The sequence below is a fragment of the Mesorhizobium sp. M0166 genome (assembly GCF_040322255.1).
Classification (GTDB): domain Bacteria; phylum Pseudomonadota; class Alphaproteobacteria; order Rhizobiales; family Rhizobiaceae; genus Mesorhizobium.
The window spans coordinates 47,364-66,861 of the sequence record NZ_JAMYTD010000030.1 but is presented as its reverse complement, the minus strand read 5'-3'; the positions used below and the strand labels follow the sequence as shown (position 1 = coordinate 66,861).

Annotated in this window: 21 protein-coding genes and 3 pseudogenes; 20 read left to right on the top strand and 4 right to left on the bottom strand. The window is 59.6% G+C overall.

Annotated elements, in window-relative coordinates; all coding sequences use genetic code 11:
- The 6 genes and pseudogenes from NKJ46_RS25680 to NKJ46_RS25655 all read left to right on the top strand — a co-directional run.
- Positions 1-704 (top strand): annotated as a pseudogene (locus NKJ46_RS25680) (cation:dicarboxylate symporter family transporter); the annotation flags it as partial.
- 461 nt (positions 705-1,165) lie between these two features.
- Positions 1,166-1,258: pseudogene (locus NKJ46_RS25675) on the top strand (helix-turn-helix domain-containing protein); the annotation flags it as partial.
- Positions 1,231-1,911 (top strand): annotated as a pseudogene (locus NKJ46_RS25670) (sensor histidine kinase); the annotation flags it as partial. The pseudogenes NKJ46_RS25675 and NKJ46_RS25670, both read left to right, overlap by 28 nt.
- Positions 1,912-2,311: 400 nt before the next feature.
- Positions 2,312-2,962 (top strand): DUF433 domain-containing protein, encoded by a 651-nt coding sequence (locus NKJ46_RS25665; RefSeq protein WP_352549603.1) that lies wholly within the window; start codon positions 2,312-2,314, stop codon positions 2,960-2,962.
- Positions 2,959-3,372 (top strand): DUF5615 family PIN-like protein, encoded by a 414-nt coding sequence (locus NKJ46_RS25660; RefSeq protein WP_352502746.1) that lies wholly within the window; start codon positions 2,959-2,961, stop codon positions 3,370-3,372. The genes NKJ46_RS25665 and NKJ46_RS25660 overlap by 4 nt, the downstream gene beginning before the upstream one ends.
- Positions 3,369-3,677, top strand: a complete 309-nt coding sequence (locus NKJ46_RS25655; RefSeq protein ID WP_352549601.1) for a hypothetical protein — start codon at positions 3,369-3,371, stop codon at positions 3,675-3,677. Before NKJ46_RS25660 ends, NKJ46_RS25655 begins: the two co-directional genes overlap by 4 nt.
- Positions 3,678-3,726: 49 nt before the next feature.
- Here the strand turns inward: NKJ46_RS25655 and hemN are convergent, their stop codons facing one another.
- On the bottom strand, positions 3,727-5,076 hold the full coding sequence (hemN, locus tag NKJ46_RS25650; RefSeq protein WP_352549599.1) for an oxygen-independent coproporphyrinogen III oxidase: 1,350 nt from the start codon (positions 5,074-5,076) through the stop codon (positions 3,727-3,729).
- A 154-nt stretch (positions 5,077-5,230) separates the two neighbouring features.
- Between hemN and NKJ46_RS25645 the strand changes: the two genes are divergently transcribed.
- The 6 genes from NKJ46_RS25645 to NKJ46_RS25620 all read left to right on the top strand — a co-directional run bounded on the left by NKJ46_RS25645 (position 5,231) and on the right by NKJ46_RS25620 (position 8,642).
- A complete protein-coding gene (locus NKJ46_RS25645; protein WP_352549597.1) occupies positions 5,231-5,977 on the top strand; it encodes a Crp/Fnr family transcriptional regulator in 747 nt (248 codons plus the stop codon).
- Positions 5,978-6,621: 644 nt separating this feature from the next.
- Positions 6,622-6,906 carry a hypothetical protein gene (locus tag NKJ46_RS25640; RefSeq protein ID WP_352549596.1) on the top strand — a complete coding sequence of 95 codons (285 nt, stop codon included), beginning with the start codon at positions 6,622-6,624 and terminating at the stop codon, positions 6,904-6,906.
- 116 nt (positions 6,907-7,022) lie between these two features.
- Positions 7,023-7,313, top strand: coding sequence for a hypothetical protein (locus tag NKJ46_RS25635; RefSeq protein ID WP_352549594.1), 291 nt, complete (start codon positions 7,023-7,025; stop codon positions 7,311-7,313).
- 17 nt (positions 7,314-7,330) lie between these two features.
- Positions 7,331-7,534 (top strand): hypothetical protein, encoded by a 204-nt coding sequence (locus tag NKJ46_RS25630; RefSeq protein ID WP_352549592.1) that lies wholly within the window; start codon positions 7,331-7,333, stop codon positions 7,532-7,534.
- A gap of 301 nt (positions 7,535-7,835) precedes the next feature.
- Positions 7,836-8,270, top strand: a complete 435-nt coding sequence (locus tag NKJ46_RS25625; protein WP_352549591.1) for a hypothetical protein — start codon at positions 7,836-7,838, stop codon at positions 8,268-8,270.
- A gap of 84 nt (positions 8,271-8,354) precedes the next feature.
- Entirely contained in the window at positions 8,355-8,642 is a 288-nt protein-coding gene (locus tag NKJ46_RS25620) for a helix-turn-helix domain-containing protein (RefSeq protein WP_352549590.1), read from the top strand.
- A gap of 140 nt (positions 8,643-8,782) precedes the next feature.
- Here NKJ46_RS25620 and NKJ46_RS25615 read toward each other — a convergent pair whose 3' ends face one another.
- From NKJ46_RS25615 to NKJ46_RS25605, 3 genes are all read right to left on the bottom strand, one after another.
- Entirely contained in the window at positions 8,783-9,286 is a 504-nt protein-coding gene (locus tag NKJ46_RS25615; protein WP_352549588.1) for a hypothetical protein, read from the bottom strand.
- Between the two features lie 84 nt (positions 9,287-9,370).
- Positions 9,371-9,910, bottom strand: coding sequence for a hypothetical protein (locus NKJ46_RS25610; protein WP_352668550.1), 540 nt, complete (start codon positions 9,908-9,910; stop codon positions 9,371-9,373).
- Positions 9,911-9,963: 53 nt separating this feature from the next.
- Complete coding sequence (locus NKJ46_RS25605; protein ID WP_352668548.1) at positions 9,964-10,416, bottom strand: hypothetical protein; 453 nt, start codon at positions 10,414-10,416, stop codon at positions 9,964-9,966.
- A gap of 806 nt (positions 10,417-11,222) precedes the next feature.
- Between NKJ46_RS25605 and ccoN the strand changes: the two genes are divergently transcribed.
- The 8 genes from ccoN (at position 11,223) to ccoS (ending at position 19,223) form a co-directional block, all read left to right on the top strand.
- The gene (gene ccoN, locus NKJ46_RS25600; protein WP_352668546.1) at positions 11,223-12,854 is read left to right on the top strand and encodes a cytochrome-c oxidase, cbb3-type subunit I; all 1,632 of its coding nucleotides are present in this window, start codon (positions 11,223-11,225) and stop codon (positions 12,852-12,854) included.
- Positions 12,845-13,576, top strand: coding sequence for a cytochrome-c oxidase, cbb3-type subunit II (ccoO, locus tag NKJ46_RS25595; protein WP_352549583.1), 732 nt, complete (start codon positions 12,845-12,847; stop codon positions 13,574-13,576). Before ccoN ends, ccoO begins: the two co-directional genes overlap by 10 nt.
- Before the next feature lie 11 nt (positions 13,577-13,587).
- Positions 13,588-13,737, top strand: a complete 150-nt coding sequence (locus NKJ46_RS25590; protein ID WP_352457387.1) for a cbb3-type cytochrome c oxidase subunit 3 — start codon at positions 13,588-13,590, stop codon at positions 13,735-13,737.
- A 2-nt stretch (positions 13,738-13,739) separates the two neighbouring features.
- Positions 13,740-14,603 carry a cytochrome-c oxidase, cbb3-type subunit III gene (gene ccoP, locus NKJ46_RS25585; RefSeq protein WP_352668544.1) on the top strand — a complete coding sequence of 288 codons (864 nt, stop codon included), beginning with the start codon at positions 13,740-13,742 and terminating at the stop codon, positions 14,601-14,603.
- Between the two features lie 132 nt (positions 14,604-14,735).
- Complete coding sequence (gene ccoG, locus NKJ46_RS25580) at positions 14,736-16,295, top strand: cytochrome c oxidase accessory protein CcoG (RefSeq protein WP_352668542.1); 1,560 nt, start codon at positions 14,736-14,738, stop codon at positions 16,293-16,295.
- Positions 16,292-16,789, top strand: a complete 498-nt coding sequence (locus NKJ46_RS25575; RefSeq protein ID WP_352517892.1) for a FixH family protein — start codon at positions 16,292-16,294, stop codon at positions 16,787-16,789. The genes ccoG and NKJ46_RS25575 overlap by 4 nt, the downstream gene beginning before the upstream one ends.
- Complete coding sequence (locus NKJ46_RS25570; protein ID WP_352668540.1) at positions 16,786-19,074, top strand: cation-translocating P-type ATPase; 2,289 nt, start codon at positions 16,786-16,788, stop codon at positions 19,072-19,074. The genes NKJ46_RS25575 and NKJ46_RS25570 overlap by 4 nt, the downstream gene beginning before the upstream one ends.
- Entirely contained in the window at positions 19,071-19,223 is a 153-nt protein-coding gene (gene ccoS / locus NKJ46_RS25565; protein WP_352453617.1) for a cbb3-type cytochrome oxidase assembly protein CcoS, read from the top strand. Before NKJ46_RS25570 ends, ccoS begins: the two co-directional genes overlap by 4 nt.
- Positions 19,224-19,498: the final 275 nt, after the last annotated feature.

Below are 19,498 nucleotides of genomic sequence, written 5' to 3'. Positions count from 1 at the left end.
TGGCCGGAGAGACGGGCAAGCCTGTCGTTTCCTTCCTTCAGGCGCTCATCGCGCCTGTCTTCAAGCTCGTCGGCATTCTGATGAAGGCCGCGCCGATCGGCGCTTTCGGCGCAATGGCCTTCACCATCGGCAGATATGGCATCGGTTCGGTCGTCAACCTCGCGATGCTGGTCGCGACGTTCTATATCACCGCCTTCCTCTTCGTGTTCGGGGTTCTCGGCGCGGTCTGCCGCTACAACGGCTTTTCGATCTGTTCTCTCATTCGCTACATCAAGGAAGAGCTGCTGCTTGTCCTCGCAACGTCCTCCTCGGAGGCCGCGCTCCCCTCGCTCATGCAGAAGATGGAGAAGCCGGGCGCCAGGCGTTCGGTTGTGGGTCTCGTCATCCCGGCCGGATATTCGTTCAATCTGGACGGCACGAATATCTACATGACGCTGGCGGCCCTCTTCATCGCGCAGGCGACGAACACCGATCTGTCAATCGGCGATCAGGTGCTGCTGCTTTTTTTCGCCATGCTCCCTTCCAAAGGAGCAGATCGCATTACCAGTACTGGATTCGTCACCTTGGCTGCAACGCTCTTTGTCGTCCCGACCGCCCCTTTCGTCGGCATGACGCTGATCCTTGGCGTCTACCACTTCATGTTCGAATGCCGTGCGTTCACGAATCTGCTCAGCAACGCAATGGCAACGCTCGTCGTCGCGCGCGGTGGGCGACCCGGATGAAGTTCGATCGGCAAAGGCCCTCGCGAGCGGACCCTCGGCGCTTTGGTGGCGGAGGATCAAGTCGGCGGCGTTTCGAAGGGCGGTTGCGGCTGGCCTGCTCGCGCGAACGCCGCTCAGGCATTGCGGGCAGGGCACGAAGCCGCCGTAAAGGAACCGTCCGCTGACATCGGCAGCAATAGCGCTCCGCAATTCGCGTACTCCGGAACTGCTGGGGTTCTTGGAAGGTTTTCGAAATGTCTCGCTGCTCCAGCCGAATTGCGTGTGCTTATGAAAGAGATGGAGACTTCAGGTCGCGCTATCGGACAAAATTTGATCATCGGATACGTTCACTCCCCATTGGGGAGGGCGAGTCAGAAGATCGCTACTTCTTGAGACGCACCCATGAAGGAGACGTGACTATAACGTTTAGTGCCGCTTTATGTGGCCAGACGAGGGATGCTGCCTTGATCACTTCCGCACAGATGCGCGCGGCGCGGGCGCTGCTCGGAATCGACCAGGTCAGACTGGCCGAGTTGTCGGGAGTGTCGATTACAACCAGACTGACAGCCGCAAGACCGATGAGCGCATCCGCGAAAAAGACGTTCAGTTGCGCGAACTCCAGCACCGGGTCAAGAACAATTTGCAGATGATCACCGCCCTGATCCGACTCGAAACTCGCAATGCGGTAGAGCCGGACCAAAAGCGTTTCGAGCGCCTAGCAGGACGTGTCGATGCCTTGGCGATGCTCTACCAAGAACTTTCCGGTGACGAACCAAAGGACGAGGTTGATCTCGGCGTCTATCTCAGTCAAATCGCATCGGGAGTCATGACCGCGCATACTACAGAGGGCATCCGGCTCGACATGAGCGTGGACACCTACCCAGTTTCGATGAATGTCGCCATGCCCGCCGGACTGGTAGTGAACGAACTGCTGACCAATGCACTAAAGCATGCTTTTCAAGGACGCGAGGGAGGCACGATCACCCTGCACAGCATCGTTGAGGGTGAAGGCTGCCGGGTGGTCGTCGCCGATGACGGTATCGGCCTGCCAGAAGGCGAGACATGGCCCAAGCACGGTAAGCTCGGCGCGTTGATTGCGCGCTCGCTGATCGAAAACGCCAACGCGCAATTCGACGTGAACTCCAGCCCGAATGAGGGCACGAGAGTAACTATCCTGCTCAGGCGGGCCACAGCAGCCGCCGCCTGTTAGCTGCGTGCTTATGGAGGCGGGACGTTATTTTTCGCTCAGTAGGTTGCCAGGAGCTTGCCCCAGGTCTCCCGAGTGAGCTCTTGCCATGGAGGGAGTCCGTTCGCTGCCTGAAAGGGATCGGCTTCGGTCGGCGGATATCTGGGGCAATGGCAGCCGTTAGTTCCGGCCGATTGAACTGGATGTACGGCTGCTAAGGGGATGATGCCGACCTGGCCGCCTCGAGAACCGGGGAATTCAAGCCCGTGTTGCACTGACTTTGGGGGCGGCTGGACGCCAAAAAAAGAAAGCCAGCTCAGAAGCTCGGCCAAGTTGTGAAGGTCAAAATCGCCATCAGGCATTGAAAAAGGCACGCTCTCATTATATATCTCCGATGCGTCGGAAGATTTATTTAGGAGCGACCATGGCAGCTGTAGCCGAAATGCTGAAGGCAACCGAGGCCGCCGTGGTCTCGCGTGTAAGCCTGCGAGATGTCAATCGCGCAATCGATGAACGCATCCTGCCCGATGCCTTCGTATCGGTTGACAACGGCCGGCACGTCCTGGCTGGAGCCTGCTCCTTCATCAGCTTCTACTTCGAGACCGCAAAGCGTCTAACCTCGGAAGAACGACTGTTTGCGATCAGGACGGTTGAGCCCAAGCTAACACGCTCGCGCTCCCTCGCTTGGGCGGCACTGCTGCGCGAGGACTGGACCGTGCGAGACGACTTTCTAACGATCGATCTGATGCCGTTCCTGAAGAGCACGAGTGAACGTCTGTCCGATCTCGAGGCGGCTCGCGAGATGGTCACGTCGTCGGATGACGTGCTCAGCGGCACGCCCGTTATCCGTAACACTCGCGTCCCAGTGTATGATGTCGCGGCATCAGTCACTGTCGGTCATTCGGTTGAGCGCATTCTTGGGGCCTACCCGAGCCTTGACACGGAGAAGGTACGGCTCGCGGCGATTTATGCAGAGGCGAACCCCCTGCGAGGGCGTCCTCGTACTGGAGACCTTCCAAAAGGCTCCGTCATCACTTCCGATCGCCGTGTTCCGCGTCTTAGGAAGGCGGGATGAAGTTCCTGATCGATGAATGTCTCACCCCCGAGCTTGCAAAAATTGCGCATGGGAAGGGTCATTGCGAGACCAGCCACGTTGTCTGGCTGGGGCTCGCCGGGCTCAAGGACTGGGAGCTCAAGCCGATCATTCTTGAAGGCGACTGGACCTTCGTAACGAAGAACTCGGTGGATTTTAGGGGGCCAAAGGATAATCCGGGCACCAAGGGACAGTATGCAGATGTTGCCATCCACGCAGGGCTTGTTTGCCTAAACGGCCCGCCAGGCATGGATCTCGACATGCAGATCGAACTTTTCGAAATGGCGCTGATCGAGCTGGACGACGATGATCTTGTGAACCAGGTTCTTGAAGTGATCCTCGAAGACGAGGAAACGTTGCGCGTTGTCCGTTATGCGCTACCGAAGGAATGATCGAAGCCAACGAGGCAGCAAGCCCGGGGCGCAGGACCGATTTCATCAATGATCCTGCCGTCGTCGCGAAGCGCGAACAGGCACCTGGCGAGACTGGCCGCGGCAGAGTGAGACTGTCGCGAACAGACGATAAAAACAAACATCACTTGGGCACGCCGCAGAAAGGTGGCAAGCAGCCCCTCTGGTCGCAACAAATGGAAGGCACGACTGGACGACATCGTCGCTATGCCAAAGGTCTTCGCATCTGGTCCGATCAGAAATCCTATCTCGACGCGACGGTCGCCTATGAAGAGACAAAAATGTAGCGCAATCGGTTCACGATCGATTGAAACCATGACCGTTCCTGTGCGGTGCTCAGACTGCCGCTGAGTGCCTGGCCTTTGCACTTTCAAAATATTTATCGAACTTCACCGCAATGCTCCTCACGAAGGGGCGATTTGCCGCCGGTACGACGAAACTGTCGCCTTGCAGTTCAAGCAGTTGAGCAGGATCCTTAAGGGCGATGGAGCTTGCCTGAAGCAGGAGCCTTTGGCCGGCTTGCCCGAAGCTCTCCACCAGATCGACAGCCGAGAAGGCGAAATCGCACATCAGCCGTTCAATGATCCATCCCCGGACGCGATCGTCGTCGGAGAGCACGATGCCGCGCACAGCCGCCAACCTGCCGTCTGCAACCACACGGCCGTATTCGCCGGTCGAAGGCATGTTCTGCACGTAGCCCTGGCGAAAACGGCTGATCGACGAAGGGCCAAGTCCGATCAATGTCTCGCAGCGATCGTCCGTGTAGCCCTGAAAATTGCGGTGCAAAGCGCCCGCGCGGGCCGCTACCGCCAACGCGTCGCCCGGCTTTGCGAAATGGTCGAGCCCGATTGATTCATAGCCCTCGTCCACAATCGCTCGCGCGGCAAGTCGCGATTGAGCGAACCGCTCCGTGGGACCGGGGAGCCATGCCTCGTCGATCATCGTCTGATGTTTCTTGAACCAGGGCACGTGAGCGTAGCCGAACAGCGCCATCCTGTCCGGTTCCAGGGTGAGCGCCTGCGCCACGGTGGAACACAGAGTCTCCCTGGTTTGATGCGGCAGGCCGTAGAGCAGATCAAGGTTCACGGAATCCACTCCGCGGGAACGAACTTGGTCGATGACTGCCTTGGTCTGCAAAAAGCTTTGCTCGCGGTTGATCGCCTTTTGCACTTTCGGATCGAAATCCTGCACCCCGAGGCTCGCCCGCGTCATGCCGATTTCGGCAAGCGCATCAAGGCGGGCTTCGTCCGTATTGTTCGGATCGATCTCGACGCTGACCTTCGCATCGCCGAGAAAAACGAAGCTGTCCCGCAGCACCGTGCCCAGTGTCAGCATGTCCTCGGGCCTCAGCATCGTCGGCGAACCGCCCCCGAAATGAACTGCGCGAACTCGGCCCTTGCCGCTGACAAGGCCGCCTACCGTCGCGATCTCCGCATACAGCGAGCGCAGATAAGCGGCTACCGGCTCATAGTGGCGCGTCTGTCTGGTATGGCACGCGCAGAACCAGCAGAGCCTGTCGCAATAGGGAATATGCAGGTAAAGCGATATCTCGTCACCGCCTTCGAGCGCCTCCAACCAGCCTCGGTAGACGACAGCATCGACCCCCGTATGGAAATGCGGCGCGGTCGGATAACTGGTATAGCGCGGGACATTCTCGCCAAGTCTGGCAGCTAGCTCCGGTCGCATGTCGTGGTCCACCGTGTTTGCGTCGCCGGAACTGTGGATGCTTGGATGAGCCTAAGCCCTGATTTCGATCAACCTTCAGCACGGACAAACTGCCGCAAGGATTTTTCTACCGTCGATTGCTATCCTGCCTGCACTGGACCGGTAGACCGATCGAATGACATTACGGCAGGATATTCACAGTTCCGGCATTCCCGTTCTTTGCCTGTCTTGCGAGGCACGGCACCGCGGTGTCTGTGGTGCGCTCGAACCAGACCATTTGGCTCGGCTAGCCAAGACTTCGTCGCGGCACAAAATCGAGCCGGGGGTCGAACTGATCGGCGACGCCGAGGCGGTCGACAGCTATTCAAACGTGCTTTCAGGCGTGGTGAAGCTGACGAAGAGCCTTTCGGACGGCCGCCAGCAGATCGTCGGCCTCCAGTTCGCGCCGGATTTTCTGGGACGGCCCTTCAAGGTGAAAAGCGCGATCAATGCGCAAGCGGCAACAGTTGTCTCGCTATGCTCGTTTCCGAGAGCGGCCATCGAACGGATGATGAAGGAATCACCGGAATTTGTGCATCGCCTGCTCAAGCAGACGCTGAACGAACTCGACGAGGCACGCGAATGGATGGTTACTCTGGGGCGCAAGACCGCACCGGAGAAGGTGGCGAGCTTTCTCCTCATGATCGCCCGGAACATCGATTCCAGTGTTAACCCGGCGGCCAGGTCGGCGTGCTTCGAGCTGCCGATGACGCGTGCCGACATCTCTGATTTCCTTGGAATTACAAACGAGACCGTGAGCCGTCAGCTGACCAGCCTGAGAATGGACGGCGTGATTCGGATCGAGAACAACCGCCGTGTCACCGTGGACAGCATGAGCCGGCTGGAACGGCGCTGCGGCGGCCGAGGCGCAACCGCCCTTTGAATGAGACCGAAGCGGCGGGGCCTGCGTCGCTTACTTAGGTTCGGAGCAAGGCATGCTCGCGTTGGGCTTAGAAGAAGCCGCGTAGCGACAGCATCCGCTCTCCATCGGATCGCATGAGCCAGGAGCGTTTCGGCCACCGTGTCGTCGAAGCATTGATGCCCGAGGTGCTCGACACGCAACCGGCTAATGGAGTCAGCATTGGACTCGGCCGAGGTCAGTGCGCCTCATGCGGGAAAATGATCGTCGCCCCGGGCTGAACGAAACTGCGAACTTTGTGTTGCCCATTTCCCTCAAGGCTACGCTAGAGCCCTCGTTGAGGATGCGGAGCGTGATCGCGATCGCGCTGAGCGGATCCGACTTGCGGGTGGGCCGAAGCCGACGTTGAGGGAACGCGCCGTCTCGCTTGCTCTTACGAAGGGCGAAATCCGGGCAAAAGACCTGACCGACATCGGGATCCCTCGCTGCTCTCTCGCCTCCATGTGCGAGGAAGGGCTGCTCGTGAACGTGGGCTACGGCCGCTATCGTAGGGTCAAAGGCCCTGACTGGTCGATGCTTGAAGGCCTGGAACAGTAAGACTAGCTCAGAGACGATTCGACAACCCGGCCGACTCCTTCCATCATGTCCATAACGGCAGGGAGGAAGTCGTGTCCGTCTATTTAGTCACTTGGGACCTGAATAAGCAGAAGCCGAACTACAACCAGGCGCGCCAAAACCATATCGACCATCTAGCCCGTTACGAGCACATTAAAGACTCTGGGCTGGATTCGGTGTGGTTCATCAGCTCGACATTATCGGCTGACGCACTGGATGCTGACATTCGAACGCATATGGATACAAATGATCGTGTGATCGTCACGAAACTGGTACACGGGCAGCACCAAGGTTGGCTCGGTCAGAACTTGTGGGATTGGATCAACGCTCGCCTCTAAAGTGAGGGCATCATGGACATAGCAACCGGCCTGACATTGCTGGCTCAGGCTACAGGCATCGTCAAAGACCTTCGGAGGTCGACAAGGGGTTCGACGCTGCGGCGCCCAAATCGCAAATGGCCGACCTTTACGGTACGCTCGCGGGCGTGAAGATCGCCCTGTCGGACGCAAGGGAAACCATCCACGACCGCGATCGGAAGATCAAGGAACTGGAAGCCAAAATAGCTGCACTAAGTTCTGGCGGGGCCTGTCCCATCTGCAATGCCGGGCGAATGAAGATTGTTGCCTCTCATGAGCACCCGTATTTCGGCTTCGCGGGCGTCCAGGAACGAACCCTGAAATGCGACAATTGCGGCCACACAGAGAAGCATCTGCATGACCCCATCGGGGTCACGAAAAAGCGTTAGGTGAAGGGAGATATCGAATGGCAAAGCAGCCCAAGAACCACGGAAAGGCGTGGACACCCGACCAGGTGAAGACGCTGAAGGAACTGGCAAAGGGGAACACTCCCACTCGGGTGATCGGCCTCAAGCTTCAGCGTACTGAAGATGCGATCTATGCCAAGGCCAGCGACGAAGGTATTTCGCTCAGCCCCACGAACCAGTCGCCTTACAACCGCTCGAAGTAGAGCAGCCTTAAATCGAAGCCACCGCGAATGGCTTGCCGACAGCTTGCTCAAGAACAGGCTGAGCCGCCTTCAAACTAGTGCCTGCGCCGCTCCCTCCGTGACGGGTGAGCCTCTCTTCGGTAAGTTGCGCTTCATACGGAAGCCCTGACCTGCAAGCCTCATTAGCTTGCCAGCCGTTTGCCTTTTGCAAACACTTACCCGGCATATCGGGAAGACGTTTGCAGTATGCAAACAGTAGAGATGCTACCGTCTGGCAGCGTTGAAAATAATAAACAGAATAGTTGATACAGGATGCTTGACAATGCGCTCCTTTGATCTGAACTTGAGTGAACCGGCGAGTGTTTCCATCACTCGCGGCTCTAACCACAACCGAAGAGGACGCTTCGATATGGCTATCACCCAAACTACAGAACTGCCCGAATTCAGCAAGTTGATCTTGGTCGCAGCGAGGCTCGCGAAAGCTGGTCAAGACCAAGAAGTTGGCGAACCGGTCGACGTCATGACCGGCGGAACCTATCGCACCCGAGGCGGTGTTTGTGTCGGGCCGCTCCGCCCATTCCGTGACGAAGAGGACGGCGATCACACCGACGCCGAAGGCCGCTCCGCATGGTTCTTCGTGGACGGAGTCGGCGCCTATGACCGTTACGGCTGCATTCTGTCCGGGGTCCCCGCCGATAGCGAGCTTGATTGCGTCTCTACCTGGGACTGCGGCCTTCTCCTCGAATCGGCGGCCTGAGCGGAAGGCGCGCACAAATGCTCGGTGTTGATCCTATCCGCGACCTCCGCATCGCTGTGACTGGAGCGCGCCGGGCGATAGGGATTGCCGAGCGTCGCCGAGAAGGCAGAAGCGTTGTCTCACGCAGCCGAACGAGCGAACGAATTTGGCGCGGTGGCCTTTGCCGCCACCGGGGAGGTGCTTCTAACGGCCGATGACGTGGCCGGCGTTCTTCGCGTCAGCAAAGCCACGCTCGCCCGTTGGCGGGTCCTCGGAACCGGCCCCGACTACGGCAAAAAGCAGGGCCGGATCCTCTACCGCGCGGAGACCATCGAAATATTTGTGACTTCAAAAGAGCGCACCAAGACGCGCGGCGATGACCTTGGCCGGTGAAAGGCCGGCTATCTACCCTGGCCCATGATCCCCATGGCGGCGTCGGCGAGTCCGAACCATCTACACCATCGTCGAAGTCTGGAGAACGGCTTGAGTGCGAAATGGTCCTCTTCGCCAAAGGTCGAGCCAGCAGCCGAATGCTATTGAATGATCTTCCCGTAGCCTTCCGGATTTTTTATCGGTGGCGTATCGGATTGCGTTAGCGACTTATCAAAGCGCTCCGCCTGCTTTCGTTCGACCGATTTGACCAACAGCTCCGATTGAAGATCAACCAAGCTAACGTCCCCTTTGATCACAGAAAAAATGCGAACAAAGACGTAGGTGAGCAGGAAGCCCACGACGGCGGACATTCCCGGCTCCACGTAGGGTAGGGTTTCCGGAGGAATGAAAGCGGCCGACGTCAAAGCCGCGGCTATTGCTTTCGCGAAAACCAGCGAACCCATGGCCAAAAACACAACGCCGATCAGTGCGCGAAGAGCGCGGATCGATTGCTTGATCGCCGCCGCAATAAGTCGGACTTCGCCAAGCTCAAACTGATCAGGATTGCTGAACGGCAGGCCCCGAGCCAACCGAACAAGAACGCCTGCCGCGATCACCGACAACGCAGTCAGAAGCGAAGGTTTAGCCGCCTCCCAAAAAGCCACAGATCCAAGCTCCGCCGCAGCTATTGCGCCGGCAAGGGGAAGGACGATATGGCTCCAACGTATGTTCATTCCCTAAATATGGGGCTAACCGACAATCTTTCCATCATGCAAAAAACGCCGATGGACTTCGAGCATCTGTGAAAGGGCGTGTTCAAGATCAAGGAGACCGCTGGTATCAGACATCTTTCGCACCGTCATGTCAGCAGAGAGACGCGCGTCATCACCTTTGATCTCGCCATCGCGCCCGCGAACCCGCAACTCGCCGTCCGGCGCGTTTCGCAAACCTGCTGCCAGATTGCCCATAAACTCCTTACCGAATTTCCTCTTGGTCGCACGATATCCGATGTTGACCGTAACTTCCAACGCAGCATCCGGGGGCATGGACTCGATCAACTTTTCCGCCTCCACCGGACCCAGAAGATCCTCGATAATCTTCCTGGCCTTCCCCCAACCGGCCGCAATTTTCTCGCCAAGGCTCTCGTGGGTTTCGATTTCGATGACCTGCGGTGTCGCGACAGCCGGCAGAGCGGGACGCACCGTCTCGGGCACAAGGCCGCCAATTTCCACCGACTTCACGTCGCCGAGGTCGCCACCGACCTGATCTCGGTCGAATTCGGCCTGCAACTCCACGTGCTGGGCCGCTGATATAACGCCCGCCTGATCGCGCAGCAGCCAGGTCAGGTATCCTCCATGGACTTGGCTTGCAACGTGACGTGCTGGATTTGATAGAAATGGTCCCCAATCGCCAGCCAATACGCGATGCCGTGGAGATATTCGTGCCCGGCCGGCGCTTTTGATTCGGCGATGGCCCAGGCCTTCATGACCTCGTCGAGCGTAGGATGAGTGGGGTCGGCCGACAGCTGAAGTAGGGCTTGCATTTGGCCCGGAGAGAACAGGCAAATGTCACCGAAGACATATTCATCCGTTTCGTGAAAATCGTTCAGGAAGCGCTGATAACCGTCCGCTTTGGGCACATCCGCGATGCGGTGTTTGACACTCTCGGCAATCCGGGCGTTGCCTTTCTTGGTATTGAGCGCCTGCCGGATCTTCGCGCTTAAAGTCTCGGCTGGAAACTGCGAATTATCGCGCCGAAGCTTCCTATAGTGAATTTTGCATCTTTTGGCACTCATCTTAAGCCCCCCTGATTCGTTGTCGGCCGCAAGATGATCACAAATGTGTAATCTGCGCGAGGCCAGCATGGGCCGTATTGGCGGCTTGCAATAATTGTACGGGAGACGAATCCGACGACCCGACGGGGACAATGGGACCACGTCGGCAACTACTGGCGCGGCTTATTCCATCTATTTCCAGAGGAGTTCAGCACCGTCCACAGGGCTCATTTTAGACGCATATTAGACGAGTTTGGGCGGGAGGCAGCTAAGTGCTTGATCTATCTGGTACGCCCAAGGGAATCGAACCCCTGTTACCGCCGTGAAAGCGCGTTGCGATACTGAAATCGTGCGAAGCCCCCCTGTCACGACGATCTCGGCAATCATCAGATCAGGCCATAGCGAAACCAGATTCTGTAGATATGCTGTAGATCAGCCGTGCGATTTTTTGGATCGGCTAAGTGCTTGAAATTGCTGGTTCCCCGAATTACGAATGTCACGAAGGCTGGCGCTGGCTGTCCCAAGGCATTGAAACGATCGACGTTCGGCAAGGCATCGGCCTACTTTCCAGCGTCACAGAAGGCGCGCTTCCCACACGCCCGCGATCGCCTCCATACCCGGCCAGACCGGGGACGCCGGGCCTGTCCATAAGCGTGGCGGCCGGTGCTGCGCTTCCACATTCGATCGCCACAGTCTGATCGCACCGAACTCGATGCTGCTCGAAGCAAAATCGTGCGGCTCTGACATGGATCAGGGCGAGCAGGCCACGGCTGCGCAATAAGGCACTGCGGTTTGGCGCCCGCCGGAATTGGAAATCGGGGCTTGCGATGAAATTCGGCACAGAGATCGTCCTTCTAAGCCTGTTTGCGTTTGCGGCCCTGGTGGCTGCCGGCTTCGGCGTAGATGAACCTTTTCGCCAGCATATGTGGGTTTTGTTCTTCGCCGTGGCTGGCTTCACTGCGATTCTGTTGCGCAACACGGAGTTCAAGCCGACAGTTCCGATCGACCCCGCCGCTTACATGGATGGGCCGATCCGCTACGGTGCCATCGCCACTATGTTCTGGGGTGTCGTCGGTATGCTGGTCGGCGTCGTCATCGCCCTGCAGCTCGCCTACCCGGATCTCAACATCCAGCCCTGGTTCAATTTCGGCCGACTGCGGCCGCTGCACACATCCGGTGTTGTGTTCGCTTTCGGCGGCAACGCGCTGATTTGCACGTCTCTCTATGTGGTGCAGCGCACCTGCCGCGCGCGTCTGTTCGGCGGCGATCTCGGCTGGTTCGTGTTCTGGGGCTATCAGCTGTTCATCGTCATGGCGGCAACCGGCTACCTGCTCGGCATCACCGAGAGCCGCGAATACGCCGAGCCCGAATGGTATGTGGACCTGTGGCTGACCATTGTCTGGGTCGCCTATCTCATCCTGTTCCTCGGCACGATCCTGAAGCGCAAGGAACCGCACATCTATGTCGCCAACTGGTTCTACCTTGCCTTCATCGTCACCATCGCAATGCTGCATGTGATCAACAACCTGTCGATGCCGGTCTCCTTCCTGGGCTCCAAGAGCTATTCAGCCTTCTCCGGCGTACAGGACGCACTGACGCAATGGTGGTACGGCCACAATGCCGTCGGCTTCTTCCTCACCGCCGGCTTCCTCGGCATGATGTATTACTTCGTGCCCAAGCAGGCCAACCGACCGGTCTATTCCTACCGGCTGTCGATCATCCACTTCTGGGCTTTGATCTTTCTCTACATCTGGGCCGGTCCGCACCACCTCCACTACACCGCACTCCCTGACTGGGCGCAGACGCTCGGAATGGTGTTCTCGATCATGCTCTGGATGCCGTCATGGGGCGGCATGATCAACGGCCTGATGACGCTATCCGGCGCCTGGGACAAGATCCGGACCGACCCGATCATCCGCATGATGGTGATGGCCATCGCCTTCTACGGCATGTCGACCTTCGAAGGTCCCATGATGTCGATCAAGACGGTCAATTCGCTGTCGCACTATACCGACTGGACCATAGGTCACGTGCACTCCGGTGCGCTCGGCTGGGTTGGGATGATCTCGTTCGGCGCGATCTACTACATGGTGCCGAAGCTTTGGAGACGTGAACGGCTCTATTCGCTGCAGCTCGTCACCTGGCACTTCTGGCTGGCGACGCTCGGCATCGTCGTCTACGCCGCTGTCATGTGGGTGTCCGGCATCATGCAGGGCCTGATGTGGCGCGAATACGACGAGCAGGGCTTCCTGGTCTACTCCTTTGCCGAAACTGTGGCCGCCATGCACCCCTACTATGTCATGCGCGCCATCGGCGGCGCGATGTATCTGTCGGGCGCCCTCATCATGGTCTGGAACATCGCCATGACCATCCTCGGCTACCAGCGCGAGGAGGATCCGATGCCGCGCTCCATCCCCGCCCTCCAGCCTGTGCGATCAGGAGCCAGAAAATGGGCCTGATGGACAGACACGCGGTCATCGAGAAGAACGCCACACTTCTTCTCCTCGGGTCCCTGCTGGTCGTAACAATCGGCGGCATCGTCGAGATCGCACCGCTCTTCTATCTCGACAACACGATCGAGAAGGTTGAAGGCATGCGCCCTTACTCGCCACTCGAACTGGTGGGGCGCAACATCTATGTGCGCGAGGGCTGCTACCTCTGCCATAGCCAGATGATCCGGCCGTTCCGTGACGAGGTCGAGCGCTATGGGCATTACAGCCTGGCGGCCGAGTCGATGTACGACCACCCGTTCCAGTGGGGCTCGAAGCGCACCGGACCGGACCTCGCCAGGGTTGGCGACCGCTACTCGAACGGATGGCACGTCCAGCATCTCACCGAGCCGCGTTCGGTGGTGCCGGAATCGATCATGCCGAGCTACGCGTTCCTGAAGGACATGCCCATCGAGGTGAAGGATTTCTCGACGCATCTGATCGCCAACAGCCGTGTCGGTGTGCCCTATTCAGACGACATGATCGCTCATGCCAATGCCGATCTCATGGCGCAGGCCGATGCGAATGCCGACACATCGGGCCTGGAGAGACGCTATCCGAAAGTCAAGGTTGGGGACTTCGACGGCGATCCGCAGCAGGTCACCGAAATGGATGCGCTGGTCGCCTATCTCCAGATGCTCGGCACGCTGGTCGATTTCAGGACCTATGACGAAGCCGCCGGTTACCGCTGAGGAGAATGGCGATGACCTACAATTTCATGCGGGAGTTTGCCGACAGCTGGGGCCTGCTTGCCATGGCACTTTTCTTCCTCGGATGCGTTGCCTTTGCATTTCGTCCCGGCAGCCGCAGGCAAGCCGAGAGAGCCGCTCACATTCCTCTCAAGGACGACTGATCATGGGCAGCGAGCATATCGACGAGGTTTCGGGCATCTCGACGACCGGCCATGAGTGGGACGGCATCAAGGAACTCAACAACCCGCTTCCGCGCTGGTGGGTCATCACCTTCTACATCACCATTGCCTGGGCGATCGGCTACACCGTCGTCTATCCGGCATGGCCGATGCTGACCTCCGCGACCAGGGGTGTGCTGGGGTATTCGAGCCGCAAAGACGTCAAGATTGAACTGGCGGCGGCCGAAGTGGCCAAGGGCAAATATGTCGCTGCCATTCAGGCGAAGACCGTCTCCGAGATTACTGCCGACGATACACTACGCGAATTCGCGGTCGCCGCAGGTGGCGCCGCGTTCAAGGTCAATTGCGTGCAGTGCCATGGCTCGGGCGCTCAAGGGTCCAAGGGTTTTCCCAACCTAAACGACGACGATTGGCTGTGGGGTGGCAACGCCGAACAGATCCAGCAGACGATTGCGCACGGCATCCGCTTCGCATCAGACCCGGATACGCGCCTGTCGGAAATGCCTGCTTTTGGCGACATCATCACGACGGATCAGATCAAGCAGGTCGGCGCCTATGTCGCAAGCCTCTCCGATCCTGTTCAGGACACAAGCCTGATCGAACTCGGCGCCAATGTTTTCGCCGAGAATTGTGCGGCCTGTCATGGTGAGAATGCAAAGGGCAACAGGGAGCTCGGCGCACCCGACCTGACCGACGCGATCTGGCTTTACGGGTCTGGCGAAACAGCCATCGCCGCGCAGGTCCGCGCCCCGAGGCATGGCGTCATGCCGGCCTGGATCGGGCGTCTCGGCGAGATCAAGGTCAAGGAACTCGCGGTCTATGTCCATTCGCTTGGCGGCGGAGAATAGGAACGCAAGCCTATTCTCGTCCTCCCCCCAACCGCCAAGCGACGAGGCCCGGCGCGAGCCGGGCCTCGGCATCATCCAGAAACCGATGGGTCGGGCTTCCGGCGAAATCGTCGCTGGTGACTGGAGCTTCTCGTGCTCGATAACACGCAAATAGAACGGCTCGAAGCCGATGCGGTCAACTCCGCCAAGACCCGTCAGCCGCTCTATGCCGCACGCAAGAAGATCTTCCCGAACCGGGCCTCTGGCAGTTTCCGCCGCTTCAAGTGGTCGGTGATGGCAATCACGCTGGGGATCTACTACCTGACACCTTGGCTGCGGTGGGATCGCGGGCCATTTGCCCCGGACCAGGCCGTGCTGGTCGATCTTGCCAACCGGCGTTTCTACTTCTTCTTCATCGAGATATGGCCGCAGGAATTCTATTATGTGGCCGGCCTGCTGGTCATGGCCGGTATCGGCCTTTTCCTGATCACATCCACCGTCGGCCGGGCCTGGTGCGGCTATACGTGCCCGCAGACCGTGTGGGTCGATCTGTTTCTGGTCGTCGAGCGAGCCATCGAGGGCGACCGCAACGCGCGCATCAAGCTCGATGCCGGTCCCTGGACTGCGCGCAAACTCGTGCTGCGAACATCGAAACACGCCATTTGGCTGGTCATAGGGGTGCTGACCGGCGGCGCCTGGATCTTCTATTTCGCCGATGCGCCGACGCTGCTTGGGGAACTCTTCACCGGCACCGCCGCCCCCGTCGCCTACATCACCGTGTCCGTGCTGACGGCGACGACCTATACGTTCGGCGGGCTGATGCGCGAGCAGGTCTGCACCTACATGTGCCCATGGCCGCGCATCCAGGCGGCCATGCTCGACGAGAATTCCCTCACCGTCACCTATAATGACTGGCGCGGCGAACCGCGCTCGCGTCACGCCAAGAGGGTCCTTGCCGCCGGGCAGCCCGTCGGCGACTGCGTCGACTGCAATGCCTGTGTCGCGGTGTGCCCGATGGGGATCGACATTCGTGATGGCCAGCAGCTTGAATGCATCACCTGCGCGCTCTGCATCGATACCTGTGACGGTATCATGGACAAGCTCGGCAGGGAGCGCGGACTGATTTCCTATGCGACGCTGGCCGACTACAACGCCAATATGATGCTGGCGACCCCGGGCGGCTCCGGTTCAGTCAACCCGTCACTGGTCAGGAGCGCTGACGGCCTGTTCTCCGACAAGGTGGCCCGTTTCCATATCCGCAAGATCTTTCGCCCGCGCACCTTCATCTACATGGGCGCCTGGTCGGCGGTCGGTCTCGCGCTGCTCTATTCGCTGCTGACCCGCGAACGGCTCGAATTGAATGTCCTGCACGATCGCAACCCGCAGTTCGTGACGCTGTCCGACGGTTCGATCCGCAACGGCTACACCGTCAAGCTGCTCAACATGATCCCCGAACCAAGAACGATCATTGTCACGATGCAGGGCCTGCATGGAGCCGAAATGAGCGTTGTCGGCATCGACCTGCCGGCGGATCGCTCCTTCGCCATCCCGGTCGAACCCGACCGGCTCAAGATGCTCAAGGTTTTCGTGCGTCAGCCGGCAGATCAGGTTCGGGGTGCAGCGCAAAGCTTCAAGTTCCGGGTCGAAAACAAGGCACCGTTCGAGTCGGACGAATACACGGCCACTTTCAACGCACCGGAGAGCGCCAGATGAGCGACACCTCGCGACAATCTCGCGAATTCACCGGCAGGCATATGCTGTTCACCATCCTTGGCTTCTTCGGCGTGGTCATAGCGGTCAATCTGACGATGGCGACGCTCGCCAACACGAGCTGGACCGGCCTTGTCGTCGAAAACACCTATGTGGCCAGCCAGCAGTTCAACAAGAAGGCCGAGGAGGGGCGAGCTCAGGCAGCCCTCGGCTGGACTGGCAAACTGACCATCGCAGGCGGTGAGGTCCGCTACAGCCTCACCGATGCTGTCGGCAAGCCGGTTGCCTTGCATGGCGTCAAGGTGCTGTTTCGTCATCCCGCCTACGAGGCCGAGGACAAATCCGTCACTCTTGCCGCTGCCTCCGGTCAGATATTCGCCGCGCACCACATGCCCACGGATGGCGTCTGGATCGTCGAAATCGACGCCGATGCGAGCCTTGCGGAACCCTATCGCGACGTTCGCCGGATCATGATTTCCCACGGGGCGCTGCAATGAGCTGCTGCGCGCCAGGCGCCGAAATGGCATTGGACCTGGAAAAGGTCACACTGGTCCTGCCTTCTGGCCAGGAAATCAGACTGGCGAGCCGCTCGATTGGCGAAAATCTTCGCCAGACCGACCTCTCGGTGCCGGCTGTGCATTGTGCCGCCTGCATCCAGACGATCGAGACGGCGATCGGTAAGCTGGATCGCGTCGAAGGCGCTCGTGTCAATCTTTCAACGAAACGTGTTTCGGTCCGGTGGCGCGGCGACGAGGTTCCGCCATTCGTCGCCACACTTGGACGGCTGGGCTATGGCGCGCACCTGTTCGATCCCGAGGCTGACGGGAAGGACAGGACGCTCTCGGAACTGATCCGCGCCGTCGCGGTCGCCGGCTTTGCGGCGGGCAACATCATGCTGCTATCAGTCTCCGTCTGGTCCGGCGCGCAAGGCGCGACCCGCGACCTGTTCCATTGGGTCTCGGCCTTGATTGCCATTCCTGCGCTCGCTTTCGCCGGCGGCATCTATTTTCGCTCGGCCTGGAATGCGCTGCGCCACAGCCGCATGAACATGGACGTGCCGATCGCGGTCGGGGTATCGCTCGCTTACGCCATGAGCCTCTACGAGACGATCAACCATGGCGACCATGCTTATTTCGACGCGTCGGTGTCGCTGCTGTTCTTTCTGCTGATCGGCCGCACGCTGGATCACGTGATGCGGGAACGGGCACGGACGGCCGTAAACGGACTGGCTCGGCTGGCGGCGCGCGGCGCCATGGTGCTGCGCGAGGATGGTTCGCGCGACTACTTGCCGGTTGGCGAGATCGAACCAGGAATGGAGCTCTTGATTGCGGCTGGCGAGAGGGTGCCCATCGACGGCAGGATCATTGGCGGGGCATCGGATCTCGACTGTTCCCTGGTTTCCGGGGAAAGCACGCCCAGAACGGTGGGCCCGGGGGCGCAGGTCCAGGCCGGTACACTCAATCTCACCGGTCCGCTGACCATCGAGGCGACGGCCGCCGCGAAGGATTCATTCCTGGCCGAAATCGTTCGGCTGATGGAAGCGGCAGAGGGCGGCCGCGCCCGCCATCGCAGGATCGCCGATCGCGTCTCCGCGCTCTATGCCCCCGTGGTCCACCTCACCGCCTTTGTGACGTTCCTCGGCTGGATGGCGGCGACCGGCGACTGGCACCGGGCAATAACAATCGCAATCGCCGTTTTGATCATTACATGCCCGTGTGCGCTCGGTCTCGCCGTGCCGATCGTGCAGGTGGTCGCTGCGCGGCGGCTGTTTGAAAGCGGCGTCATGGTCAGGGACGGCTCCGCCATTGAGCGCCTGGCCGGGATCGACACGGCATTGTTCGACAAAACCGGCACGCTTACGCTCGGACTGCCCAGGCTAATCAATGCGCCGTCCATCGATCCGACGATGCTCGCCATGGCGGCCGAGATGGCAGCGCATTCCCGCCATCCCTTTTCGAAGGCAATCGCTGGCAATGCAGCCTTTGCCGGCCAGCCGAAACTCGCGTCCGTCAGCGAGCATCCGGGCTTCGGCATCGAAGCCATCGGCGAGGGCAGTACCTGGCGGCTGGGTCGCCGCGGATGGCGTGAGTGGAAAGCTCGGATCGGCGGCGAAGGCAAACAAGGCTATGGCGGAACCGTTCTGACGAAGGACGGGGTCATTGTCGCGACTTTCGATTTCGAGGATGAGCTGCGTGCCGATGCCAAGGCGGCCATCGAGCAACTGAACGGCGCCGGCGTGTCGGTGGAGATGCTGTCGGGCGACACAGAGGCTGCCTGCGGCGAAGTCGCGGAAGCACTGGGCGTCGAGCGCTTCGTTCCCTCGTTGCTTCCCTCCGGGAAGGTCGAACACATCGAAGCATTGACGCGAACTGGCCACAAGGTGCTGATGGTCGGCGATGGGCTCAACGACACGCCTGCATTGGGCGCCGCACACGTTTCGATCGCTCCGGCCACGGCGGCGGATATCGGTCGCAACGCCGCGGATTTCGTGTTCCTGCGTAAAAGTCTTCTGGCGGTCCCACTTGCTTTAGACATTTCGCGGAAGGCCGGACGGCTGATCCGGCAGAACATCGCCATCGCGATCGTTTACAATGGCATCGCCGTGCCGGTCGCCATTCTGGGGCACGTTACGCCACTGATCGCGGCGGTCGCGATGTCCGCCTCGTCCCTCCTGGTCATCGGCAATGCGCTACGTCTGCAAGGTTTCGTGTCAAATGCATCGGTGCAAGATGCCCGACATGACAGGCGCTCGGACATTGGCGCACTGGCACAATCCTCATGACGACGCTCGCCTACCTCATACCTGTGGCCCTGTTCCTCGGAGCGCTTGGGCTGGCGGGGTTCCTGTGGGCCTTGAGGAGCGGCCAATATGAAGATCTCGATGGCGCCGCCGAGCGGATCCTGATCGACCGCGACGAGCAACGCAGTTGACCCAGCCTGCCCTGCGAGGACTCGCTCGAATATTTTCCGCGGTTGCTTCGCGTCATGCCGATTTCGGCGCGCGACGGGTGCGAACGGATCAGCCAGAATACGTTGCCGAACTTTCGGCCAGGAAAGGGCCGCACCGAACGGGAAGCCGGCCATTCCATGATGACCTGACCAGACCATGGTGTGGCGGTCGACCAGTCGACCGTGAACCCGCCGTTGCCGCGTTTATCGAGCCTGGTTGATCCACATCAGGGTTATCTCTTCATAGGCATGGTTTC